This window comes from Actinomyces sp. HMT 175, from assembly GCF_016694895.1.
Classification (GTDB): domain Bacteria; phylum Actinomycetota; class Actinomycetes; order Actinomycetales; family Actinomycetaceae; genus Actinomyces; species Actinomyces oris.
In genome coordinates, this window is record NZ_CP068012.1 from 503,969 (window position 1) to 523,307 (window position 19,339).

Consider the following 19,339-nt stretch of genomic DNA (forward strand, 5'->3'; position numbering starts at 1 on the left):
CCACGGCTCCTTCCGGGCTCCTGCTTCGACTGCCGGAGACGCTGGATGGGGGCACCACCGCCAGAGGGGCCCGGGCAACTCCGTCAGTTCGCCGCGCAGGTGGGCGCATGCCAGGCCCCCGGACAAACGGCCACGTTGCTAAGACGGTCGATTCGTCGCGCGTACGGGCGCGCGCGGCCTGGAACTGCTGGCCCGGCGGGTCATGCCTGGTCAGTCCCAGGTCGCGTCAGTCCTCAGGGTCCTCCTGCGCGACTGCGGCCAGGCGGGCGCGGGCCTCGTCGAGCCAGGTCTGGCAGCGCTGGGCCAGGGCCTCGCCGCGCTCCCACAGCGCCAGGGAGTCCTCCAAAGGGACGGAGCCCGCCTCAAGACGCTGCACGACGGCCACCAGCTCCTCACGGGCCCGCTCATAGCTGAGCGTGGCGACGTCCTCATTGGCACCGGACGCCCCGCCGGCGGCAGGGGCAGACGACGCTGAAGACCCTGACGACCCTGAGGACGCCGAGTAGGGGCTGCTCTGGGGTGAGTACTCGTCTGGGTACTGGTCGGAGTACGGGCCGGGGTTCATCTCGGAGCTCACGCCCCGATTCTCGCACGGACCGGCCTGGGGGCGGAGTGGACAAGGCGGACCGAGGTGATGCCCTCGGCGCAAAAGTGTCCAAGAGGGACGACTTTGACGGTGCCCCGTCTCAGTGGCGTTCGCATCTGTGCTGGCCAGAGCGTTTTGGTGCGGTGTCGACTGGTTGTGGAGGCTCCAAAATCGTCCCATATGGACAAAATCCTGACCTGAATCTCTCTTTGACTCCTGCTGGTTCCGGTCCAAGAGCACAGATGCGTCAGCCCCCACTTCTATCCTGCTGCGTCGTTGGGGGTCCTCTCATCGAGGCGTGTCAGCACTCCCTCCAAACCTGCCTGCGCCAGTGCCCCGCGGCCGGCCTCAGTGAGCTTCACTGCCCGGGTCCGCCCGATGCGCGCGATCCAGGCGCGATTGACTAGCGCTTGTGTCGGCGCGGTGCCCGAAGTGCAGCCGGCACTTAGCCGCTGCTCAGTCGATATCGGCGGGCCGAGGCTTGGTTGCGCCGACGACCTGGGCGACGAGCCGCCCCGAAGCCAGGACCCCCTCGATGAGGTCGCCCTTCTTGACATCCTCGGCGCTGGTGATGACCTTGCCGCCGGGAGTGCGCAGAATCGTGTAGCCGCGATCCAGGACCCCCTGCGGCGACAGCGCCGTCAACCGGGCGCGGTCGGCGCGCAGATCCGCGGCCGCCAGCGACAGGCGATGCTCCACAGCCCGGCGCATCCTGTCGCGGGCCTGACCCAGCTCGATGACCCGGTCGCGCACGATCGAGGTGGGGTCGGCCATGACCGGCCGGGCCCGCAGCTGGTCCAAGGCCGCCTGCTCGGCGTCCAGCCGCGAGGCGAGCACGCTGCGCAGGCGCTCGCGGGCCGAGTCCAGACCCACGGTCTCCTGGGCGAGGTCGGGGACGATCCGGCGGGCGGCGTCGGTGGGGGTGGAGGCCCGGTAGTCGGCCACCAGGTCCAGCAGGGGGCAGTCGGTCTCGTGGCCGATCGCCGAGACCAGCGGCGTGCGGCAGGCGGCCGCGGCGCGCACGAGCCCCTCATCGGAGAAGGGCAGCAGGTCCTCGACGGCGCCGCCCCCGCGGGCCACGACGATGACGTCGATCTGCGCATCGGCGTCGAGCTCCTGGATGGCCCGAGTGACCTCGCCGACGGCGCGCGCCCCCTGGACGGCGACCTCCCGCACCTCGAAGGGCAGGCCGGGCCAGCGCAGGCGGGCGTTGACGAGCACATCGTCCTTGGCCTTGGCCTGGCGTCCGCACACGAGGCCCACCTTGCGCGGCAGGAAGGGCAGGGGCCGCTTGCGCTCGGCGTCGAACAGGCCCTCGGCGGCCAGGATGCGGCGCAGCTGCTCGATGCGCGCTAGCAGGTCGCCGACGCCGACGGGCCGGATGTCGTCGGCCTGCAGCTGGAGCGAGCCCCGCTTGGCCCAGAAGGTGGGCTTGGCGCGCACCACCACGCGGGCTCCTTCGCCGAGTTCGGCGCCGGTGTGGGCCAGAACGGCGTCGAGGACCCGGGCGTAGATGGATACCGACATGGAGATATCGGCGTCCGTGTCCCTCAGGGTGAGGAAGGCCATGCCGGCGCCGGGGCGGCGGTTGAGCTGAATGACCTGCCCCTCCACCCACACCTGGCTCATGCGGGCCACGTACTGGTCGATCTTGGAGGACAGCAGCCGCAGCGGCCACGGGTTCTCCGCGGTGGTGAGGTTCGCTCGCGGCGCCAGCTCCCGGGTGCCGTCGGGGCTGCCGGAGTTGCCGGGGCCGCCGCCCGCGTCGGGACCGGACGCAAGGCCGGCACCGGGGGAGGGCTGCGGGCTGGGCTGGGAGGGGCTCTGGCCTGTCACATGCACCACTGTGCCACGTCCACCACTGGGGACCTGAGTCCCACTGTGGCACAGTGGTGACCGTGACGACCATCGAGCTCGCCAGTGAGCACACCGACGCCGCGGCCCCCTCTCCCAAGGGCGGCAAGCGGATCCTCATGGCCTCCCCGCGCGGCTACTGCGCCGGCGTGGACCGCGCCGTCGACGCCGTGGAGCAGGCCCTGGCCCACTACGGGGCGCCGATCTACGTGCGCAAGGAGATCGTCCACAACAAGTACGTCGTGGAGACCCTCTCCAAGCGCGGCGCCATCTTCGTCTCCGAGACCGACGAGGTGCCGGTGGGCGCCCGCGTCGTCTTCTCCGCCCACGGCGTCTCCCCGGCGGTCCACGCTGAGGCCGCCGAGCGCCGGCTGGACACGATTGACGCGACCTGCCCGCTGGTGACCAAGGTGCACAAGCAGGCGGTGCGCTTCGCGGACAAGGACTACGACATCATCCTCGTGGGCCACACCGGCCACGAGGAGGTCGAGGGCACCCAGGGCGAGGCCCCCGACCACATTCAGGTCGTCAACGGCCCCCACGAGGTGGACCAGGTCGAGGTGCGCGACCCCTCCAAGGTGGTGTGGATCAGCCAGACCACCCTGAGCGTCGACGAGACCCTGGAGACGGTGCGCCTGCTGCGCGAGCGCTTCCCGGAGATGATCGACCCGCCCGGCGAGGACATCTGCTACGCCACCCAGAACCGTCAGGCCGCGGTCAAGAAGATCGCCCCGAGGGTGGACCTCATGATCGTGGTCGGCTCCGGCAACTCCTCGAACTCGGTACGCCTCAAGGAGGTGGCCCTTGAGGCCGGTGCGGGCGCCGCCCACCGGGTGGACTTCGCCAGCGAGATCGACCCGTCCTGGTTCGACGGCGTCGAGACGGTCGGCCTGACCTCGGGCGCCTCGGTACCGGAGATCCTGGTGCGCGAGGTGGTGGAGCGCCTGGCCGAGTTCGGGTTCGACGACGTCGAGGAGGTGCGCACCACCACGGAGAAGATCTCCTTCTCCCTGCCCAAGAACCTGCGCGCCGACCTCATGGCGGCCCAGGGGGCCGCCTCGGCGCACAAGCGTCGCGAGCCGGCCGCCGACCACACCTGCTGAGGCTGCGCCGCCCACCCCTTCCGCCCCGGCCGCAGGGCCTTCCATAGGGCTGGCCGCAGGGCCGGCCGTGAGCGTCAGCACACGACCGGCTGCGTGAGACAGGCCGAAGGTGAACGCCGGGTTGCATGCGTGACGGTTACCCTCGGTCGGGTGACACATTCCCATGACGAGTCGGCCCCCAGTGGCCCTGCCCCCGCCGCGTCGAGTGGGCGGCCCGCTGCCGACGGCGCCGGCAGCTCCGACAGCTCCGACAGTGCTGACCCTGTGACCTCCGCAGACCCCGTGGGCGCGGTGGTCTCCGGCGCCTCCGGCCAGGTCTCCAACGAGGCCCTGGAGGAGGACGGCGGCCTGCACCGGAGCCTGACCAGCAGGCACATGCAGATGATCGCCATCGGCGGCGCCATCGGCACGGGGCTGTTCGTGGCCTCGGGCGCCACGGTCTCCACGGCCGGCCCGGGCGGTGCCCTGGTGGCCTACGCGGCGATCGGCCTCATGGTGCTGCTGCTCATGCAGTCCCTGGGCGAGATGACGGCGCACATGCCGGTGGCCGGCTCCTTCCAGACCTACGCCACCCGGTTCGTCAGCCCCTCCTTCGGCTTCGCCATGGGCTGGAACTACTGGTTCAACTGGGCGATCACGGTGGCGGCCGAGCTGGTGGCCGCCGGAATCGTCATGGGCTACTGGCTGCCAGGGGTGCCCTCGTGGATCTGGGCGGCACTGTTCCTAGCACTGCTGACGACGCTTAACGCCCTGTCCGCCCGCGCCTTCGGGGAGGGGGAGTTCTGGCTGTCGGCCATCAAGGTGGTCACGGTCGTCATCTTCCTCGTGGCGGGCCTGGCCATGATCGCCGGCATCATCGGTGGGACGTCCCCGGGCTTCAGCAACTGGGTCGTCAAGGACGCGCCCTTCCACGGCGGGATGCTGGCCATTGTGTCGGTGTTCATGGTGGCCGGGTTCTCCTTCCAGGGCACCGAGCTGGTGGGCGTGGCGGCCGGTGAGGCCCGCAACCCGCGCCGGGACGTGCCCAAGGCGATCCACACGGTGTTCTGGCGGATCATGATCTTCTACATCGGGGCGATCACGGTCATCGGCTTCCTCATCGCCTTCAACGACAGCCGGCTGCTGCACACCGAGACTGAGGACGTGGCCTACTCGCCCTTCACCCTGGTCTTCGAGCGGGCGGGGATCGGGATCGCGGCGGCCCTCATGAACGCCGTCATCCTCACCGCGGTGCTCAGCGCCGGCAACTCCGGCCTGTACGCCTCGACACGCATGCTGCACTCGATGGCCCTCCAGGGGCAGGCGCCGGCCTGGTTCTCCTACGTCAACCGCCACGGGGTCCCGGTGCGGGCCCTGGGGGCGACGGCGTTGGTGGGGGCGGCCGGCTTCCTGACCGCCGTGGTGGGGCAGAACACCGCCTACGCCTGGCTGGTCAACGTCTCCGCCCTGTGCGGGTTCATCGTGTGGCTGGGGATCGCCGCGTGCCACTTCCGCTTCCGGCGCGCTTACGTGCTCCAGGGCAATGACCCGGCCGATCTGCCCTACCAGGCGCCCTGGTTCCCGTTGGGGCCGGTCCTGGCCTTCACCCTGTGCGCCCTGGTGATCCTGGGCCAGAACTACGAGGCGGTCTTCAAGGGCCAGCTCGTGGAGGTGCTCTCCTCCTACATCGGCCTGCCGGTCTTCGGGGCCATCTGGCTGGGGCACCGCCTGGTGACCGGGTCGCGCATGGTGCGCCTGGAGGAGGCCGACGTCTCCGGCGCCGTCGTTCGCGAGCGCAGCTGAGCCTGGCTGAGCCCCGCGTCCGCTGGGCTCGCCCCCTGTACCCCATGACCGACGTCGGGGCGCCGATCATCTGACTGGTGCCCCGACGTCGACTCGTGCTGGAACCTGCACGAGGCTGGTGCTGCTGTGGGCTGGGCGCCTACAGCAGGGACTGGACCCGCACCGTGACCTGAGGCGCGCTCTGCTCCCCGACGTCGGAGGAGTCGGAGCCCTCCCGGGCCTCGGAGGGGGTGGCGGACTCGCTCGCCTGCGATAGCGAGCGGAGGATGGTCTCCTGGACATCGCGCACGATGTCCTTGACGGGCCGCGAGCCATCGATGCCGATCTCGATGACGGCCCGGCGCGAGCCCTCCTCGACGATCACTCCGAAGCGGGCCCGCTGAGGATCCTGCTGCCGCATGCGGCTACCGATCGCCCTCAACGTGCTGCCGATCCCCGGCTCGATTGCTCGGACGCCGGGGACAGCAGTAACCAGGTGGGCCAGCTCGGCCGCTGAGAGGTTAGTCGTCATCGTGGAGATCCTCGATGTGGACGTTGACGGTCGGGGACACCCCAAGGTTCTCATGGCAGGCGGCTCGAACGGCGTCGCGGACCTCCTGGCCGAGCTGCGGCAGGCTGTCCACGCTGAGGTGGGCGGAGATCCGGCAGGAGATGGTCTGCGGAACCCCCAGGCCGCGGTGGCCCTCAGCTGAGGGCGCGTGCTCGAAGGTCGAGCGCAGGGCGCGCGCCCCGGGCACGCCGTCCACGGTGCGGCGGATGAGCGCCCGCAGCGAGAACTCGGACATGCTGTACGGCCCCAGGTCGGTGGCGGGCATCTCCACCTGGGCGCCGTGACGGGTCTCGGCGATGATGGCGTCCATCAGGTGGCGCTTGGGCATGACCGAGGCGCTCGCCTGAGACTCCAGCCGGTCCCACTCCTCGTGCAGGGAGGCGATCAGACGCTGGTACTCGCGCGTGTCGGCGTCGTCCTGCTCATGAGACCGGGCGAAGGACTTGGAGGCCGACGCCGTCGCGCGTCGGACGCTGTGTGAGAGCTGGTTGACGGTGCTCATGCCCACTCCTTCATCTGGCGCATGACGAGAGAGCGGGCGCGTGCCAGCCTCCCTCGGACGGTGGACTCGGTCAGGTTCAGGGCCTGGGCGATCTCCTCGTAGGACATGTCGTCGACCTCTCGGAGCACCCAGACGATGCGCAGTTCGGGCTGCACGGAGGCCAGGAGGTCGGCCAGCGCCTCGATCTGGGCGTTGACCTCACTGGACTCGGCCGGGTCAGCGGTGCTGCTCGACGTCGTCTCCGCCATGGCGCTCGCAGTCTCCAGGCCCTCGGCGTCGTAGGCGTCGGTGGCCCGGCGCTGACGCTTGCGCGCCATGCTGGTGGCTTTGTTGGTACAGATCCGCATGAGCCAGCCCCGGAAGGCGGCGGGCTCCCTGACGAGGTGAAGACTGCGCCAGGCCTGGATGAGAGTGTCCTGGACGATGTCCTCACTGTCGTGACGGTTGCGCACGATCATGTAGGCGGTGCGGAACAGGCGCCCCTGGTAACGCTCGACGAGCTGCTCGAAGGCGTTGATGTCCCCGTCCTGGGCGCGCAGGACCAGGTAGCGGTCCTTGTCGGGCGACGCGCCGGACGAGGCGCTCGGTTGTGCGGCGTGGTCTGGACGCGAGCGAGGCGCCGCCGTGGCCTCATCTCGCGTCTCACGCACCATCGCCGTTCCCGATGGTTTTGGGCGAGTGCTGCCCCGTGACGGTCTGCGAGACGCTGCGCTTGCTCGTGGAGCGCTCCAGCCCCACCAGGACGTCGACCTGCCGGGGGCGCGTGCCCAGGGACGTGGTCACGTCATCCTCGAGCCGGCCCCTGAGCTCCGCCACGGCCCATGCGACCTCGCAGTCCTGGGACACGGTAGCGTCCGCCTGCACCCACAGACTGCTGGGGGAACCGGTGACCCACACGGCGCACTGCTCCACCCCGGGAACGTCCTCCGCCCGCTCGGACAGGGCCTGTGACAGGACCTCGGGGGCGACGGTGGCCATGAGGACGCCCTCGGAGTCGCTGAACCTCAGGGGAGAGGCGGCCGCCTTGCGGGGGATCTGCATGGCGAGTAGGACCAACCCGGCGATGACGGCGAGCACGGAGACCAGCGCGGCCACCGGCAGGAGCCAGTGCGCCTGGGCTGCGATGAGGCTGCCGACTCGGTCCTGCGCCGTGGCCAGGTAGGGGGCGGCGTCGGGCCAGGAGCGACCGGCACTCAGGCCGGAGGCCAGGACCCAGGATGACGCCGCTGCGATGAGAAGCCCGCAGCCGGACAGGGCCGTCCGGTTGAGGACACCAGAAACTGAACGCATGGTCGTATCTCCTTCAGCTCGTGCGCTTGATCCGCACGCGGCTGCGCGTGATGCCCGCGGGCTGGAGTGTCTCCAGGGCCTCGTCGGTCGTCTTACGGGCGGCTTCCTGCACCGGCTCGAGGTCGTCCAGGACACTGAGGACGACGACGTCGACCCGGGAGCGACGGGTGGTGACGGTGGCGGAGTGGACGCCGCCGATCTGCTCGACCTGGTTCCTCACCAGGGTGGCCAGGTCACGGCGCCTCACCGCGGTCTGGCCCGGGACGGTGTCGGGCAGGAGCGTGACGCGCTCGGGCAGCCCCGGCCACAGGGCCGCGAGGATCATGGCCAGGGCGCAGGCGGTGGCGATCCCCGCGGCGGCGAGCACCGCGACGGAGCCGAGGGCGGTGGAGCCAATGGTGTCGAGCGTGGTGACGGTACGGTCCGGCCAGGTGCCGGTGACAATCCGGTGCCCCGTCAGCCAGGCCCCCAGGCCTCCGGCCGTGAGCAGCAGCAGTGCCAGGAGGACACTGGGGGTGCTGCGAGAGGGGCGACGAATGAGTTTCGGGACGGGTGTTCTCATTTCAGGCTCTTCCTGACGTGGCTGCTCGGATTGAGCCAGGAGATCTCGATGGTGATCTTGCCGACGCTCAGCCCGGTGAGGTGCTCGACGCGGCCGCGCACGTGCGCGCGCAGATCGTCAACGGTGGAGGACAGTGGCGTGGGAAAGACCAGGCCGAGGTCCAGGTGGAGGACGGCGACCCGCCCGTAGAGCTCGCACTGGGCTTCCGGCCGGGAGGCGAAGTTGCGGCGGGCGCCGATTCCCAGGAGCCCCCCGGCGTTGGAGCCGACGTTGCCGGTCTCATAGGCGGCCTGGGCGGCGATCTGGGCGACGACCTTGGCCGGAATGGTGGTGGTGCCGCGTTGCTCCCAGGAGGAGGGCTCGTCCTGGGCGGGACCCGGCTGCGTGATGGCGGGCTGGGTGGCGGTCGCCATCGTCACTTCTTTCGCCGATCCAGGATGCTGTGGACATCGACCCGGCCCTCCAGGTAGAGACCCACCCCCAGTCCGGCCGCGCCGCACAGGGCCACCAGGACGAAGTCGGCGAAAGAGCCGAAGGCGAGAATGGTGCCAAGGAACAGGCCCACCAGGAGGGCCAGGTACGTTGTCTTCATTGAGAGCTCCTCAGATCAGGGCGTCAGGATGGGTCACTTGAGGTCGGCGGCCTCGGAGCTGCCGGAGTCGTCGTCGGGCAGGTGGACGTCGGTGACGTTGATGTTGACCTCGACGACCTCCAGGCCGGTGGTGCCCTCGATCTGCTCGATGATGTTGCGGCGGATGGCGTCGGAGACCTCGACGATGGAGACACCGTACTCAACGACCACCGTGACCTCGACGGCGGCCTGGGTCTCGCCCTTCTGGACGCTGATGCCGCCGGCGACGTTGGTCTGGGCGTTGGGGATGCGGTCGGTCACGGCGCTGAAGGCGCGGCGAACGGCGTTGCCCATGTCGTAGACGCCCGGCACCTCACGAGCAGCCATGCCGGCGATCTTGGCGACGACGTTCTCCTCGATGGTGGTCACGCCGTGCGAGGTCTGGAGGGGGCCGCGGGGGGTCTTGTCCTCCTCGGCCTGCTCGTTGCGCTCGCGCTGCTGACCGGTCTGGGGGATGGCGTTGTTGCTCATTGGAGCCTCTTTCGTTAATCCGTGAATGGATGGTGACGGGATGTGTGGTGCGCGGCCCAGCAGCTGGTCCGTCACGGCGCCGTAGTGGCTGCCCGGCCGGCTCGTATGAGTGGCCGACGTGACTGACTGGTGTTGCTACCCGTCTTGATTGCCGCGCTGTAGGTAGGACGCCGCGGGCAGGGGAATCCTCACGGCCCCAACCCATGGCTTGCGTCACAAAAGTTGAAGCGGGTTCCGCGGAGGCGGTGAGTGCCTCTGCGGAACCCGCTTCAGGGCGCTGAAGGGTTACTTGCGGCCGGTGACGCCCAGGTAGACGGAGATCGCGACGATGGCGGCGACGAGGGACAGGGCCCAACGGATCCAGTCGATCCCGTCGGTGTGGGCGACACCGAAGAGGCTGGCGACCGCGCCTCCGACAAGTGCTCCCACGGCGCCCAGCACGATGGTCCACAGGATCGAGATGTTCTGCTCGCCCCGCATGACGAGGCGGGCAAGGGCGCCGAGTACAGCGCCGGCGATAATCATTCCGATGAATGACAGCATGATGTCTTCCTCCGAGAAGGTCCGATGAGGGGAGGCATCCGCCCATCGGGTATGGAAACGTTCTGGCAGCGTGTCAGCCAGTCATGAGATGGCAGGCAACGCTGCCTGATAGACGCCATGGAAGCGTCAATCGTCACGGGCCGAGAGTGTGGCGTGCATTACGTCGTTGTGGGGGCGGGGTGCTCTTCGGTGGTGAGCTCGGGTGCGGTGAAGGTGCGCACCTGGGCGGCGTCGGCACTGATGAGCGTGGGGGAGTCCACCTGCTCCCCGAGGGTCTCCAAGGAGCGGGCGGTCACCAGGAGCCGGTTCTCCATGGAGCCGACTGCCTTGTTGTAGGCGGTGACGCTGCGCCGCAGCGCCCCACCGAGTGCGTCGAGGTGACCGGCGACGGTCCCCAGCCGCTCGTAGAGGGTGCGACCGAGCTCCAGCAGCTCGCGGGCGTCGTCGTTGACGGCGGTGCGGGCCCAGGCCGTGGCGCAGGTGCGCAGCAGGGTCAGCAGCGACACGGGTGAGGCCAGGGCGACGCCGCGCCCCAGCGCGTGCTCCAGGAGCGCGGGGTCCGCCTCCAGGGCGGCCGAGAGCACCGCCTCCGCCGGGACGAAGAGGACCACGAGCTCGGGGGAGTCCCCCAGTGCCCGGTCGTAGCGGCGCGCGGCGAGCTGGTCGACGTGCCCGCGTAGCGCCCGGGCGTGAGCCTCCAGAAGCTGACTGCGCCGTTGCTCGTCCTCGGGGCCGGAGCCCTGGACGGCGGTGGCCGCCAGGTAGGAGTCCATGGGCGCCTTCGCGTCCACGGCGAGGTAGCCCTCCCCGGGCAGATGGACGACGATGTCCGGCCGGGAGCGTCCGGCCGCCCCCTCACCTGAGGCTGAGCCCGCCGAGCCCACTGAACCCACTGAGCCCACTGCGCCCGGTGCGCCGGCCGGGCGACCGCGCCGCTGGACCAGCGCCCCGATGGTGCGCTGCTCGGAGAAGTCCACGTGCCGCATCATCCCGGAGGCCTCCAGGACCCGGGCCAGCTCGACCTCACCCCACATGCCGCGCGCCGAGCGTGAGCGCAGCGCCCCCTCCAAGGATGCCGTGGAGCGGGCCAGGTCCTGCTCGCGCAGGGCGGTGGCCCTCAGCTGCTCGGCCAGGGCCGCGTGCTGCTCCGCCCGCTGCTTCTCCAAGGACTCCACCCGGGCCCCCACCTGCTCCAGCTGGCTGCGCACGGGTGCGAGCGCCCGCAGCACGGAGCCGTCCCGCTCGGCGCGCTCCTCGGCCACCTGAGTGCGCGAGGACAGCTCCTCGGCCCGGGCCTGCCACTGGGCGGCCTGCGCCCGCAGCTCGGCCACCTGCTCGCCGTCCGACTGGTGCGCGGTGGTGCGCCGGGCGAGCGCACCGAGATAGCCGATGACCGCCCCGATCGCCAGGCCGACGAGGAGCAGCAGGATGGGAAGCAGGACCGCTGAGGAGCTCATGAACCGATGGTGCCCCAGAGGTGCGACATCTATTCGGCGCCCTTAAGCCCCACGGAGCCCCGCCGGCGCAGATCGCCCCGCCTCGCCGGTTCGGCCGGCCCGTCCGCCCGCCGAACGGACTGGCCCTGCCCTGACCCGCCGATCCGGCCCACCGGCCCGCTGCTGCGTCGTCGTCGGGCATATTTCTCCCGGCTACATACCAATCGACCGTTCGGACCTGGGGCAACAGTCCTGGGTCCCTCTCGATCCTGCCTACGGCGGAGGGGAGGAGACCAAGAGCACGGTCCTTCTGCGACTCCTGGATGATGGGTATCTGGGCAGGTGGTGCCATGCTTATCGGACGTGAGCCTCTTGCGCAGCATCCCGCTGACCAGCCTGCGAACGATCGCAGTCGTGCTGGTCCTTGCCGTTCTAACCACCCTTGTCGCCGCGGTCCTTCTGCCGCGAACTGTTCCGGCCACCACGCGCGCCAGCAGCGCGGACCGGCCCACCCGACTCGCCCGCCCCACGCTGCGCACGGTGCTGCGGGCTGTTGGCCGCTATACGGCGCGCACCGTCATGGTGGGCGTGCCGGTGGTGCTCGTCATCGTGCTCGGGGGCCTGCTCATCAACCGGCCCATGCACTACGTGCGCAACGTCGGCGACGTCGTCAAAGCCCTGACCCCTCGCACCCAGGTCACCTCGCGCATCGCGCCCCTGCCGCAGGCATCCGCCTACGATGCCGTGCCGGCCTCGGCCTGGAAGGCTTCCTTCCACGACGTCGGCGACGGCTCGCAGGAGGCCACCTGGACCGGCCCGGTCAGCGGCATCAAGCTGCCGGTGCGCGTCGTCCTGCCGGCGGGCTACCGGCCCGACGACGGTCGCACCTACAACGTCCTCGAGGGGCTCCACGGCTGGGTCGGCGACCCGCAGTCCCTGGTGACGGGCATCGCCTCACCCCAGCGGCTCCAGGAGGCGATCGACGCCGGCCGCATCCCGCCGTCGATCCTGGTGTTTCCCTCGCTCAATGTGGACGGCGGCCAGCCCGACTGCGTCAACATCGCCGGCCGCCCGGCCGTGGGGACCTGGACCGCGGAGGAGATTCCCCGCATGATCCAGGCGACCTTCCCCAACGTCACCACGCAGCGGGCCGGCTGGATGATTATGGGGATCTCGGCGGGCGCCTACTGCGCGGCCCGGACCGCCTACGACGTCCCGCAGCGCTTCGGCGCGGTGGGGGTCATGTCCTCCTACGACCTGCCCGGTGAGGGCTCGCTGGCGCACAGCGGCAAGACGCTCCAGGCGCAGAACGGGCTGTCCACCATGCTGGGGAAGCGCGAGCCCGACGGCATGCGCTTCTACATCCTGGGGGCGCAGGACGACTCCTCCGGTGCGGCCCGGGCGGCCTGGCTCATGGATGACACGGTGCGCAAGCCGGACTCGTTGACAGTCGACACCCCGGCCTCGGGCGGGCACTCCTGGACCCTGTGGAACAACTACTTCCCGTCGCTGCTGACGTGGTGGGGCTCGGACCCGGCGGTGTTCAAGGCGGCCGGTATCACGGCGCCCCAGGGCGATACGTGGGCCAAGGCCACCGCCGCCGGCGTGAAGCCCCTGTCGGAGACGCCCAAGGACCAGCGCGTGGTGGGGTCAGTCTCGCCGGTGCGCGCCAGGCCCTTCGAGATCAACGGCCTGGGCACGATCATCGTGGCCGTGGTCGCCTCGCTGGGGGCGCTGGGGACGGTCATGTTCTGGTCGCCCCGCTGGGGCCGACGGCGCGACGGCCGCAAGCGGTCGGTGGCGCGGCTGGGCGGCGCGATCCTGGGGCGCGTCGTGGTGATCCTGGTGGCTGCGGGCCTGGTTGCGGTGACGGCCGGGATCGGGGCCAACGCCAGCGGGGGCTTCTACACCTCGTGGCGTGATCTGCGGGCCTCGGTCCGGGTGAACGAGAGGGCCGGTAAGTAAGCGGGGCTGCCGACGGCGTGACCCGGACGGGGGACGCCGTCGGGGCGCACGGTGTCACAGGGGCCGTCTAAACTCTGCTGCGTGGCACTTACCATCGGAATCGTCGGACTGCCCAACGTCGGCAAGTCCACCCTGTTCAATGCTCTGACCCGCGCGACCGTCCTGGCCGCCAACTACCCGTTCGCGACCATTGAGCCGAACGTGGGGGTTGTGCCCCTGCCGGATGCGCGCCTGGACAAGCTCGCCGAGCTGTTCCACTCCGCGAGGGTGGTGCCGGCGACGGTCTCTTTCGTGGACATCGCCGGGATCGTGCGCGGCGCCAGCGAGGGCGAGGGGCTGGGCAACCAGTTCCTGGCCAACATCCGCGAGGCGGACGCCATCTGCATGGTGACGCGCGCCTTCGAGGACCCGGACGTGGTCCACGTGGATGGGAAGGTGGAGCCGGCCGGGGACATCGAGACGATCAGCACCGAGCTGGTGCTGGCGGACATGCAGACCCTGGAGAAGGCGATCCCGCGCCTGGAGAAGGAGGTGCGGGGCAAGAAGACGGAGCCGGTGGTGCTGGAGACGGCGCAGGCGGCCCTCAAGGTCCTGGAAGAGGGGACGCTGCTGTCCGCCGGGGCCGAGGCGGCCGGGATCGACGCGGAGGTGCTCAAGACCTTCCAGCTCATGACCACCAAGCCGTTCATCTATGTGTTCAATATGGACGACGCCGGGATGAGCGACGAGGCCCGCCAGGCCGAGCTGCGCGAGCTGGTGGCACCGGCGGAGGCGATCTTCCTGGACGCACAGTTCGAGGCCGAGCTGGTGGAGCTGGAGCCCGAGGAGGCGGCGGAGATGCTGCACGACAACGGGCAGGAGGAATCCGGATTGGACAAGCTGGCCAGGGTTGGGTTCGACACCCTGGGGCTGCAGACGTACCTGACGGCGGGGGAGAAGGAGTCCCGCGCGTGGACGATCCGCAAGGGCGCGACGGCGCCTCAGGCGGCAGGCGTCATCCACACGGACTTCGAGCGAGGCTTTATCAAGGCCGAGATCGTGAGTTACGATGACCTGGTCCAGTACGGCAGCGTTGCCGAAGCCCGCGCTCACGGCCGAGTGCGCATGGAAGGAAAGGACTACGTCATGGCAGACGGTGATGTCGTGGAGTTTAGGTTTAATGTGTGACTTACAAAATTTATGATAACAGGAATTTTCTGTAGTCTTCAAGTAACCAGCTTTGGTTTCCCAAAGACCGAAGAGAGTCTCGCGCACTACACGCATATCTTCCACAATCTACATTAAACAATTGAAAGGATTCTGATGAAAACTATCGTTCTATTTAACAACAAAGGCGGGGTCTCTAAAACAACGACTACATTTAATCTTGGGTGGAATCTGGCAGAGAAGGGGAAGCGCGTACTGATTGTTGACGCCGACCCTCAGTGCAATTTGACTCGACTCGTGTTTGAGCCCGAGAACAGTTTGGATCACCCACTTGATGAAACGCGATTCGAGGGGCGAAACATTTGGGACGCACTCGATCCAGTATTCAAATCTCGTCCGCGAATGCTGGAGCCTGTTGATTGCTTCCCAGTACCGGGAAGGGAAGGGCTCTACTTGCTTCCGGGGCACGCTGGATTGGCGGAACATGAGACTACGCTCGGGATAGCGCAGCAGCTTTCGGAGTCACTTCAGGCGTTACGAAATGTTCCAGGCAGCTTTAGGTATCTGTTTGAAGAGACTGGAAAAAAGTATGATGTCGACTATATTCTAGTTGATGTCAGCCCCAGCCTCGGGGCGATTAACCAGAATATCGTTACCAGTTCGGATTCTTTGATAATTCCAGTCAATCCAGATGTCTTTTCCGTTATGGCGATCGAATCCATGGCGAATGTGATACCGCGTTGGATAGATTGGGGAATGAGGGCCTCACGTATTGACGCTCTTGCCGAAGCGGACTACCCGTTCCATGAACCGAATCTGAAGTTATTGGGTTTCGTCGTGCAGCGTTATCGGCTTCGAAATGGAGAACCAACTACGGCTTTTGCGACTTACTTTGACAAGCTGGATTCCGCTATCCGACAGAGCCTGATTCCTCATTTACGTTCAAGTAACGTATTGTATTCTGATCGAACGTATCGCCAGGCGAATTTAAAGGATGGCTACAAGCTTGCAGAAATCCCGGAGTTCAATACGTTAATTGCAGCATCGCAAGCGTGCGGGAAGCCGGTATTTGCATTAGAGCCAGAAGATCTTGGATATACTGGAGTAGTTTGGAATAACGTCGCTCAGAACATTTCCAACATTAGAAACATTTTTGACACCATGTCATCGAGGATTGAGTTTCTGATCGACAATGAAAATTAAAGAGACCAAAGCTTCCGCTACGTTCAAAAGTGACATCTACCGAGCGCAAGAGACGGTTTCTCTTGCCGGCGCAATGGCTTCAATGGCTTCGGACATACTTGTTCCTGCTGTTGACGATATGCTTAGATACTCGGTTGTTCAAACGATTGGATCTATAGACAACTATTTTTCGAACGTTCTTTTTGAGTTACTCAACGATTATGCACTAATTTCGTCGGCCAGCATCAGAAGTAATCTAAAGCTCTTCACGTTCAGCATCAAAGATTTGTCAGATTTATTGAATGAAATAGAATGCGATGATTTGAGAATCTATTCGCATCGTCGCCGAGTACTCAAGGAGAAGATTAATCGGACGACTTTTCAAAATGAGCGGCGCCCTCATGACCTAGCAAAAATGTTTGGAGTGTCGAACTTTTGGCCGAGAGTGAGTGATCTACATTTAGGTTATGACGTCCAGAAGAAGTATGGGGAGATCGTTGCTAGGCGAAATGAGATTGCGCATGCATGTGATAGAAGCAGTGTTGGAGATGAGGTCCTTCAGCCTATCGATCAGACCTACGTTCGCGATGCGATTGACGTTGTTAAAGTGGTCCAATCATGCTTTGATAAAGAGGTTGCGTTCCCATTAATCGAACGGTTTTGACATTATCTCAAACTTTAAAATGCTGGTGTGTTGATAAGTTAGGGTCGGAACGCCTTGCCGCTGCGGTTATGGGTTGTAGTGCGCCGTCGTTTGCATTGAAACAAAATGGAACGCCCGGTTTTTCATCCTGCAGATCCTAGCCATGTTGGTGAAGTTGCTGTGGCGGCGGATAATTTATGATTCGCAAGTAGGATAAGTTACTTACTTAAATCATACTTATCATTCGCCTACCTTCGTTGGGGGTGCTTCAGGGGTGCTGACGGGTGGGGTGTGCTGAACTTGTTGCACATGTATGCTCGCCTGGATCGTGAAGATGGACTGTAACAAATGGGTTTGTGTGTCAGGATCATGCCTATGGTCAGTATGTGGCTGTGAATTCCGGTGGGTTGAATTATTGAGCTCTTGTATGGCCCCAAGTTGAGATGTGTACCGCAGTGCCGACCTCACTCGTGATCCCGTTTGATGGTAGGGCATCGTAAAGGGCTGACTTGATTTGCGGTTTATCTGATAAGGCTGTCTTAGCCGTCGGGGACTCACGCTGGTGGCCACGAGTGTTGTTTGTTCGGTGATTAGATAAAGGGGGGTGCCCCTATGTGGTGTGTCAAGCGGCTGCGGGTAGTTTCGTGGCTGGTTGGGGGTCGTAGAGTGCGCCGTTGCGGATCATGGCGTGCAGGGTCAGGATGCGGCGGTGGGCCAGGGCGAGGACGGCCTGGTTATGGCGTTTGCCTTGGTCGCGTTTGCGCTGGTAGTAGGCCCGGGAGACGGGGTCAGAGCGCAGTGAGGCGAAGGCGGACAGGAACATGGCGCGCTTGAGCCTCTTGTTGCCGCCGTGGGAGACGTGCTCACCACGGATCGATGAGCCGGAGCGACGTGTGACGGGAGCGAGCCCGGAGTAGGAGGCCAGCTGGGCTCCGGTGTCGAAGGTCTTGCCCAGGGTCTCGGCCAGGAAGACGGCTGCGGTCCTGACCCCGATCCCGGGCATGGAGGTCAGGACCTGGTAAAGAGGGTGGGCCTGCACCAGGGTCTCGACCTGGGCGGCGATATCGGCTCGCTGGGCGTGCAGGGAGGTGAGTTGCCTGGCCAGGTGTGGCAGCACCACTGCTGCGGCGTCGGTGCCGGCGACCACCACGGTCTGGTGCTCCAGGGCCGAGACGATCTGGCCGGCCCAGGTGGCGTGCCGCCTGCACCCGTGCTTCTTGAGCCTGGCGTCAATCCTTGTCTTGCCCGCTCGCTTCAGCTCTGCTGGAGTGGGCCAGGCGGTGATGACCTCCAGGACGGCGTCGTGCTCCAGCCAGGGCCCCAGCACAGCCTCAAGGGCGGGATGGATCTGGGTGTACAGCCCCCGGATCCGGTTCGCGGTCTGGTTGACCTGGCGAGCCAGATCCAGGTCGAAGCCAGTGAGCATGCTCAGCGCTGCGGCCTCCTCGTCCGAGGTGCTAATGGCACGCAGGGTGTGGGGCATGGTCCTGGCGGCCTGGGCGATGACGGCCGCGTCCTTGGCGTCGGTCTTGGCGCTGCCCGGCGTCAGGTCAGCGATGCGTCTCATAGACAGTCCGGGCAGGTAGCCCACGGTGATGCCCATGTCCTGAGCCACAGCCACCGCCAGGGCCCCGATGGTGGCGGGCTGATCGACCACCACCAGCAGGTTCCCGTGATCGGCCAGCTTCTTGTAGAGAGCACGCAGGCGCTCCTCGTCGTTAGGTAGCGCCCTGTCGAGGACCTTCTGCCCGTCCCGGCTCAGGGCCGTGGCCCAGTGCTCGCTCTTACCGACGTCGATGCCGATGAAGACGTCGATGTCCTCGATATCCATCTCTCCTGCCGCCTCTCGCTGCATGGGTGCGGGGCCAGCCGGTGGACAAGCCGGCCCCCGCACCCACGCCTGCGAAAGACCTCACCCGCAGCGGGCCGTTCCCCTTATCAGCGGTCACCAGCGCCCGGCTGCCGCGGGTGACAACACCCCCCGGATCATCTGCGGACAGGGGCAAGACACCCGTGCCCACAGCAGCTGGCCCAGCCCCGGACCACCCGGGACCACCAACAAGGTAACGGGTGCCAGAACTCCTTGACAGTCGTACTCGTTCCAGACGCTGTATCCTCGCCTTACAGTGGAGTGGGTTTGGGTCTCTGGTCGGCGGGGAGTAGCTACCGAGCGCTGACATAAGAAGGGTGCGAGTTGTTGCTCCGTCTGAAGGCTTGGGCGCGGGGGTGATGTGCTCGGCTGTGAACTGATTTCTCCGACATAGGTTAGTTGGTAGAAGCGGGTTAGGTGTTGGGGATGCATCAACGGTAGTTGCTAACTCGAACGCATTCTATCAATTCTTGCATGTTGATTGAAGTAATCAAAGTATGCATATTTGTGTCTTGGAATGTCGAGGTGTCGTTTGGTAATGTCTGTGTTCGAAGTAGGTTGGCTTCTCAGCGATCATTATTTTCAGTGAGGCGACATCATGGGCATGGAGATGGCTTCGGTGGCTACGTGGACCTTCTTGGCGGAGGTTCCGATTCCTCAGGACGTCCTCGGCGTTCTTGTTCAAGGGGAGCAGCCGTACGCTGCGTTCAAGACGATGCGCGACTCAGCTGTGTTCACCTCGAAGCGGTTGATCGTCCGCGATGCTCAAGGCCTGACTGGTCGGAAGGTGGAGATCTACTCGCTGCCCTACAGTGCTATCAACATGTGGTCGACCGAGAACGCGGGAACATTCGACATGAACTCTGAAGTCGAACTGTGGACGCGGGCGGGTCACATCAAGATCAAGCTTGGGGCTCAGGTCGATGTCCGCAAGATCGATAGGCTTATCTCGGCCTGCGTTCTCATGTCTCACTGAGCATCGGCGGCTGTGGCGCCAGCACTATGGGAAGCCTTCACCTCGTCTTTGCGGTGGCAGGCCGCCAGTGCTTGCGGGAGTCGAGCGCGCTGAACTGCATGGAGAACGTCGGGCGGAGAGTTAGACTGCGTCAGTCGACCTTGCGGACGGTGTCGGCGGATCGGCGTGCCGATCGCCGACAGTTCTGCATTCACCGCGTAGTCGCTGCTGATCGCATGGTTGCTGGTAGCCGCGCCCGCTGTCGTTA

20 protein-coding genes are annotated in these 19,339 nt (G+C 66.2%); 7 read left to right on the forward strand and 13 right to left on the reverse strand.

Annotated features, from left to right (window positions below; translation table 11 throughout):
• Nucleotides 1-226: 226 nt before the first annotated feature.
• Both JJJ14_RS02085 and xseA read right to left on the reverse strand, forming a co-directional pair.
• The gene (locus JJJ14_RS02085; protein ID WP_236592881.1) at nucleotides 227-577 is read right to left on the reverse strand and encodes an exodeoxyribonuclease VII small subunit; all 351 of its coding nucleotides are present in this window, start codon (nucleotides 575-577) and stop codon (nucleotides 227-229) included.
• 465 nt (nucleotides 578-1,042) lie between these two features.
• Nucleotides 1,043-2,431, reverse strand: a complete 1,389-nt coding sequence (xseA, locus tag JJJ14_RS02090; protein WP_201444567.1) for an exodeoxyribonuclease VII large subunit — start codon at nucleotides 2,429-2,431, stop codon at nucleotides 1,043-1,045.
• Nucleotides 2,432-2,475: 44 nt separating this feature from the next.
• On the opposite strand from xseA, the gene JJJ14_RS02095 reads away from it, so the two are divergent.
• A complete protein-coding gene (locus JJJ14_RS02095) occupies nucleotides 2,476-3,543 on the forward strand; it encodes a 4-hydroxy-3-methylbut-2-enyl diphosphate reductase (RefSeq protein ID WP_075375717.1) in 1,068 nt (355 codons plus the stop codon).
• 150 nt (nucleotides 3,544-3,693) lie between these two features.
• Complete coding sequence (locus tag JJJ14_RS02100; RefSeq protein ID WP_442859482.1) at nucleotides 3,694-5,325, forward strand: amino acid permease; 1,632 nt, start codon at nucleotides 3,694-3,696, stop codon at nucleotides 5,323-5,325.
• 139 nt (nucleotides 5,326-5,464) lie between these two features.
• Here the strand turns inward: JJJ14_RS02100 and JJJ14_RS02105 are convergent, their stop codons facing one another.
• From JJJ14_RS02105 to JJJ14_RS02150, 10 genes are all read right to left on the reverse strand, one after another.
• On the reverse strand, nucleotides 5,465-5,836 hold the full coding sequence (locus tag JJJ14_RS02105) for a transcriptional regulator (protein WP_201444568.1): 372 nt from the start codon (nucleotides 5,834-5,836) through the stop codon (nucleotides 5,465-5,467).
• Nucleotides 5,826-6,377 carry a hypothetical protein gene (locus JJJ14_RS02110; RefSeq protein ID WP_101558837.1) on the reverse strand — a complete coding sequence of 184 codons (552 nt, stop codon included), beginning with the start codon at nucleotides 6,375-6,377 and terminating at the stop codon, nucleotides 5,826-5,828. The genes JJJ14_RS02105 and JJJ14_RS02110 overlap by 11 nt, the downstream gene beginning before the upstream one ends.
• The gene (locus tag JJJ14_RS02115; RefSeq protein WP_201444569.1) at nucleotides 6,374-7,030 is read right to left on the reverse strand and encodes an RNA polymerase sigma factor; all 657 of its coding nucleotides are present in this window, start codon (nucleotides 7,028-7,030) and stop codon (nucleotides 6,374-6,376) included. Before JJJ14_RS02115 ends, JJJ14_RS02110 begins: the two co-directional genes overlap by 4 nt.
• Nucleotides 7,020-7,667, reverse strand: a complete 648-nt coding sequence (locus tag JJJ14_RS02120) for a hypothetical protein (RefSeq protein ID WP_201444570.1) — start codon at nucleotides 7,665-7,667, stop codon at nucleotides 7,020-7,022. Before JJJ14_RS02120 ends, JJJ14_RS02115 begins: the two co-directional genes overlap by 11 nt.
• A 13-nt stretch (nucleotides 7,668-7,680) precedes the next feature.
• Nucleotides 7,681-8,229 (reverse strand): DUF6286 domain-containing protein, encoded by a 549-nt coding sequence (locus JJJ14_RS02125; RefSeq protein ID WP_201444571.1) that lies wholly within the window; start codon nucleotides 8,227-8,229, stop codon nucleotides 7,681-7,683.
• A complete protein-coding gene (locus JJJ14_RS02130) occupies nucleotides 8,226-8,642 on the reverse strand; it encodes a hypothetical protein (RefSeq protein WP_075377951.1) in 417 nt (138 codons plus the stop codon). The genes JJJ14_RS02125 and JJJ14_RS02130 overlap by 4 nt, the downstream gene beginning before the upstream one ends.
• A 2-nt stretch (nucleotides 8,643-8,644) precedes the next feature.
• Nucleotides 8,645-8,821, reverse strand: a complete 177-nt coding sequence (locus JJJ14_RS02135; protein WP_003789010.1) for a hypothetical protein — start codon at nucleotides 8,819-8,821, stop codon at nucleotides 8,645-8,647.
• 33 nt (nucleotides 8,822-8,854) lie between these two features.
• Nucleotides 8,855-9,331 carry an Asp23/Gls24 family envelope stress response protein gene (locus JJJ14_RS02140; protein ID WP_009406062.1) on the reverse strand — a complete coding sequence of 159 codons (477 nt, stop codon included), beginning with the start codon at nucleotides 9,329-9,331 and terminating at the stop codon, nucleotides 8,855-8,857.
• A gap of 285 nt (nucleotides 9,332-9,616) precedes the next feature.
• Entirely contained in the window at nucleotides 9,617-9,874 is a 258-nt protein-coding gene (locus JJJ14_RS02145; RefSeq protein ID WP_075414783.1) for a GlsB/YeaQ/YmgE family stress response membrane protein, read from the reverse strand.
• 158 nt (nucleotides 9,875-10,032) lie between these two features.
• A complete protein-coding gene (locus JJJ14_RS02150; RefSeq protein WP_201444572.1) occupies nucleotides 10,033-11,331 on the reverse strand; it encodes a DNA recombination protein RmuC in 1,299 nt (432 codons plus the stop codon).
• 342 nt (nucleotides 11,332-11,673) lie between these two features.
• Between JJJ14_RS02150 and JJJ14_RS02155 the strand changes: the two genes are divergently transcribed.
• From JJJ14_RS02155 to JJJ14_RS02170, 4 genes are all read left to right on the forward strand, one after another.
• Nucleotides 11,674-13,275, forward strand: coding sequence for an alpha/beta hydrolase (locus tag JJJ14_RS02155; RefSeq protein WP_236592882.1), 1,602 nt, complete (start codon nucleotides 11,674-11,676; stop codon nucleotides 13,273-13,275).
• A gap of 81 nt (nucleotides 13,276-13,356) precedes the next feature.
• Nucleotides 13,357-14,442: a redox-regulated ATPase YchF gene (gene ychF, locus JJJ14_RS02160; protein WP_065361938.1), complete on the forward strand. Its 1,086-nt coding sequence runs from the start codon at nucleotides 13,357-13,359 to the stop codon at nucleotides 14,440-14,442.
• A gap of 135 nt (nucleotides 14,443-14,577) precedes the next feature.
• Nucleotides 14,578-15,624, forward strand: coding sequence for a ParA family protein (locus tag JJJ14_RS02165; protein ID WP_201444573.1), 1,047 nt, complete (start codon nucleotides 14,578-14,580; stop codon nucleotides 15,622-15,624).
• Nucleotides 15,614-16,267, forward strand: coding sequence for a HEPN domain-containing protein (locus JJJ14_RS02170; RefSeq protein ID WP_201444574.1), 654 nt, complete (start codon nucleotides 15,614-15,616; stop codon nucleotides 16,265-16,267). The genes JJJ14_RS02165 and JJJ14_RS02170 overlap by 11 nt, the downstream gene beginning before the upstream one ends.
• A gap of 601 nt (nucleotides 16,268-16,868) precedes the next feature.
• Here JJJ14_RS02170 and JJJ14_RS02175 read toward each other — a convergent pair.
• Nucleotides 16,869-18,077: an IS110 family transposase gene (locus tag JJJ14_RS02175; RefSeq protein WP_201444575.1), complete on the reverse strand. Its 1,209-nt coding sequence runs from the start codon at nucleotides 18,075-18,077 to the stop codon at nucleotides 16,869-16,871.
• A 643-nt stretch (nucleotides 18,078-18,720) separates the two neighbouring features.
• Between JJJ14_RS02175 and JJJ14_RS02180 the strand changes: the two genes are divergently transcribed.
• Entirely contained in the window at nucleotides 18,721-19,092 is a 372-nt protein-coding gene (locus tag JJJ14_RS02180) for a PH domain-containing protein (RefSeq protein ID WP_201445050.1), read from the forward strand.
• The last annotated feature ends 247 nt before the right edge of the window (nucleotides 19,093-19,339 follow it).

Excerpts from the sequence above, each read along its gene's own strand:
- JJJ14_RS02105 (WP_201444568.1), bottom strand. The coding sequence starts at position 5,836 with ATGACGACTAACCTCTCAGCGGCCGAGCTGGCCCACCTGGTTACTGCT.
- JJJ14_RS02110 (WP_101558837.1), bottom strand. The coding sequence starts at position 6,377 with ATGAGCACCGTCAACCAGCTCTCACACAGCGTCCGACGCGCGACGGCG.
- JJJ14_RS02115 (WP_201444569.1), bottom strand. The coding sequence starts at position 7,030 with ATGGTGCGTGAGACGCGAGATGAGGCCACGGCGGCGCCTCGCTCGCGT.
- JJJ14_RS02120 (WP_201444570.1), bottom strand. The coding sequence starts at position 7,667 with ATGCGTTCAGTTTCTGGTGTCCTCAACCGGACGGCCCTGTCCGGCTGC.
- JJJ14_RS02125 (WP_201444571.1), bottom strand. The coding sequence starts at position 8,229 with ATGAGAACACCCGTCCCGAAACTCATTCGTCGCCCCTCTCGCAGCACC.
- JJJ14_RS02130 (WP_075377951.1), bottom strand. The coding sequence starts at position 8,642 with ATGGCGACCGCCACCCAGCCCGCCATCACGCAGCCGGGTCCCGCCCAG.
- JJJ14_RS02135 (WP_003789010.1), bottom strand. The coding sequence starts at position 8,821 with ATGAAGACAACGTACCTGGCCCTCCTGGTGGGCCTGTTCCTTGGCACC.
- JJJ14_RS02140 (WP_009406062.1), bottom strand. The coding sequence starts at position 9,331 with ATGAGCAACAACGCCATCCCCCAGACCGGTCAGCAGCGCGAGCGCAAC.
- JJJ14_RS02145 (WP_075414783.1), bottom strand. The coding sequence starts at position 9,874 with ATGCTGTCATTCATCGGAATGATTATCGCCGGCGCTGTACTCGGCGCC.
- JJJ14_RS02150 (WP_201444572.1), bottom strand. The coding sequence starts at position 11,331 with ATGAGCTCCTCAGCGGTCCTGCTTCCCATCCTGCTGCTCCTCGTCGGC.
- JJJ14_RS02165 (WP_201444573.1), top strand. The coding sequence starts at position 14,578 with ATGAAAACTATCGTTCTATTTAACAACAAAGGCGGGGTCTCTAAAACA.
- JJJ14_RS02170 (WP_201444574.1), top strand. The coding sequence starts at position 15,614 with ATGAAAATTAAAGAGACCAAAGCTTCCGCTACGTTCAAAAGTGACATC.
- JJJ14_RS02175 (WP_201444575.1), bottom strand. The coding sequence starts at position 18,077 with ATGGATATCGAGGACATCGACGTCTTCATCGGCATCGACGTCGGTAAG.
- JJJ14_RS02180 (WP_201445050.1), top strand. The coding sequence starts at position 18,721 with ATGGAGATGGCTTCGGTGGCTACGTGGACCTTCTTGGCGGAGGTTCCG.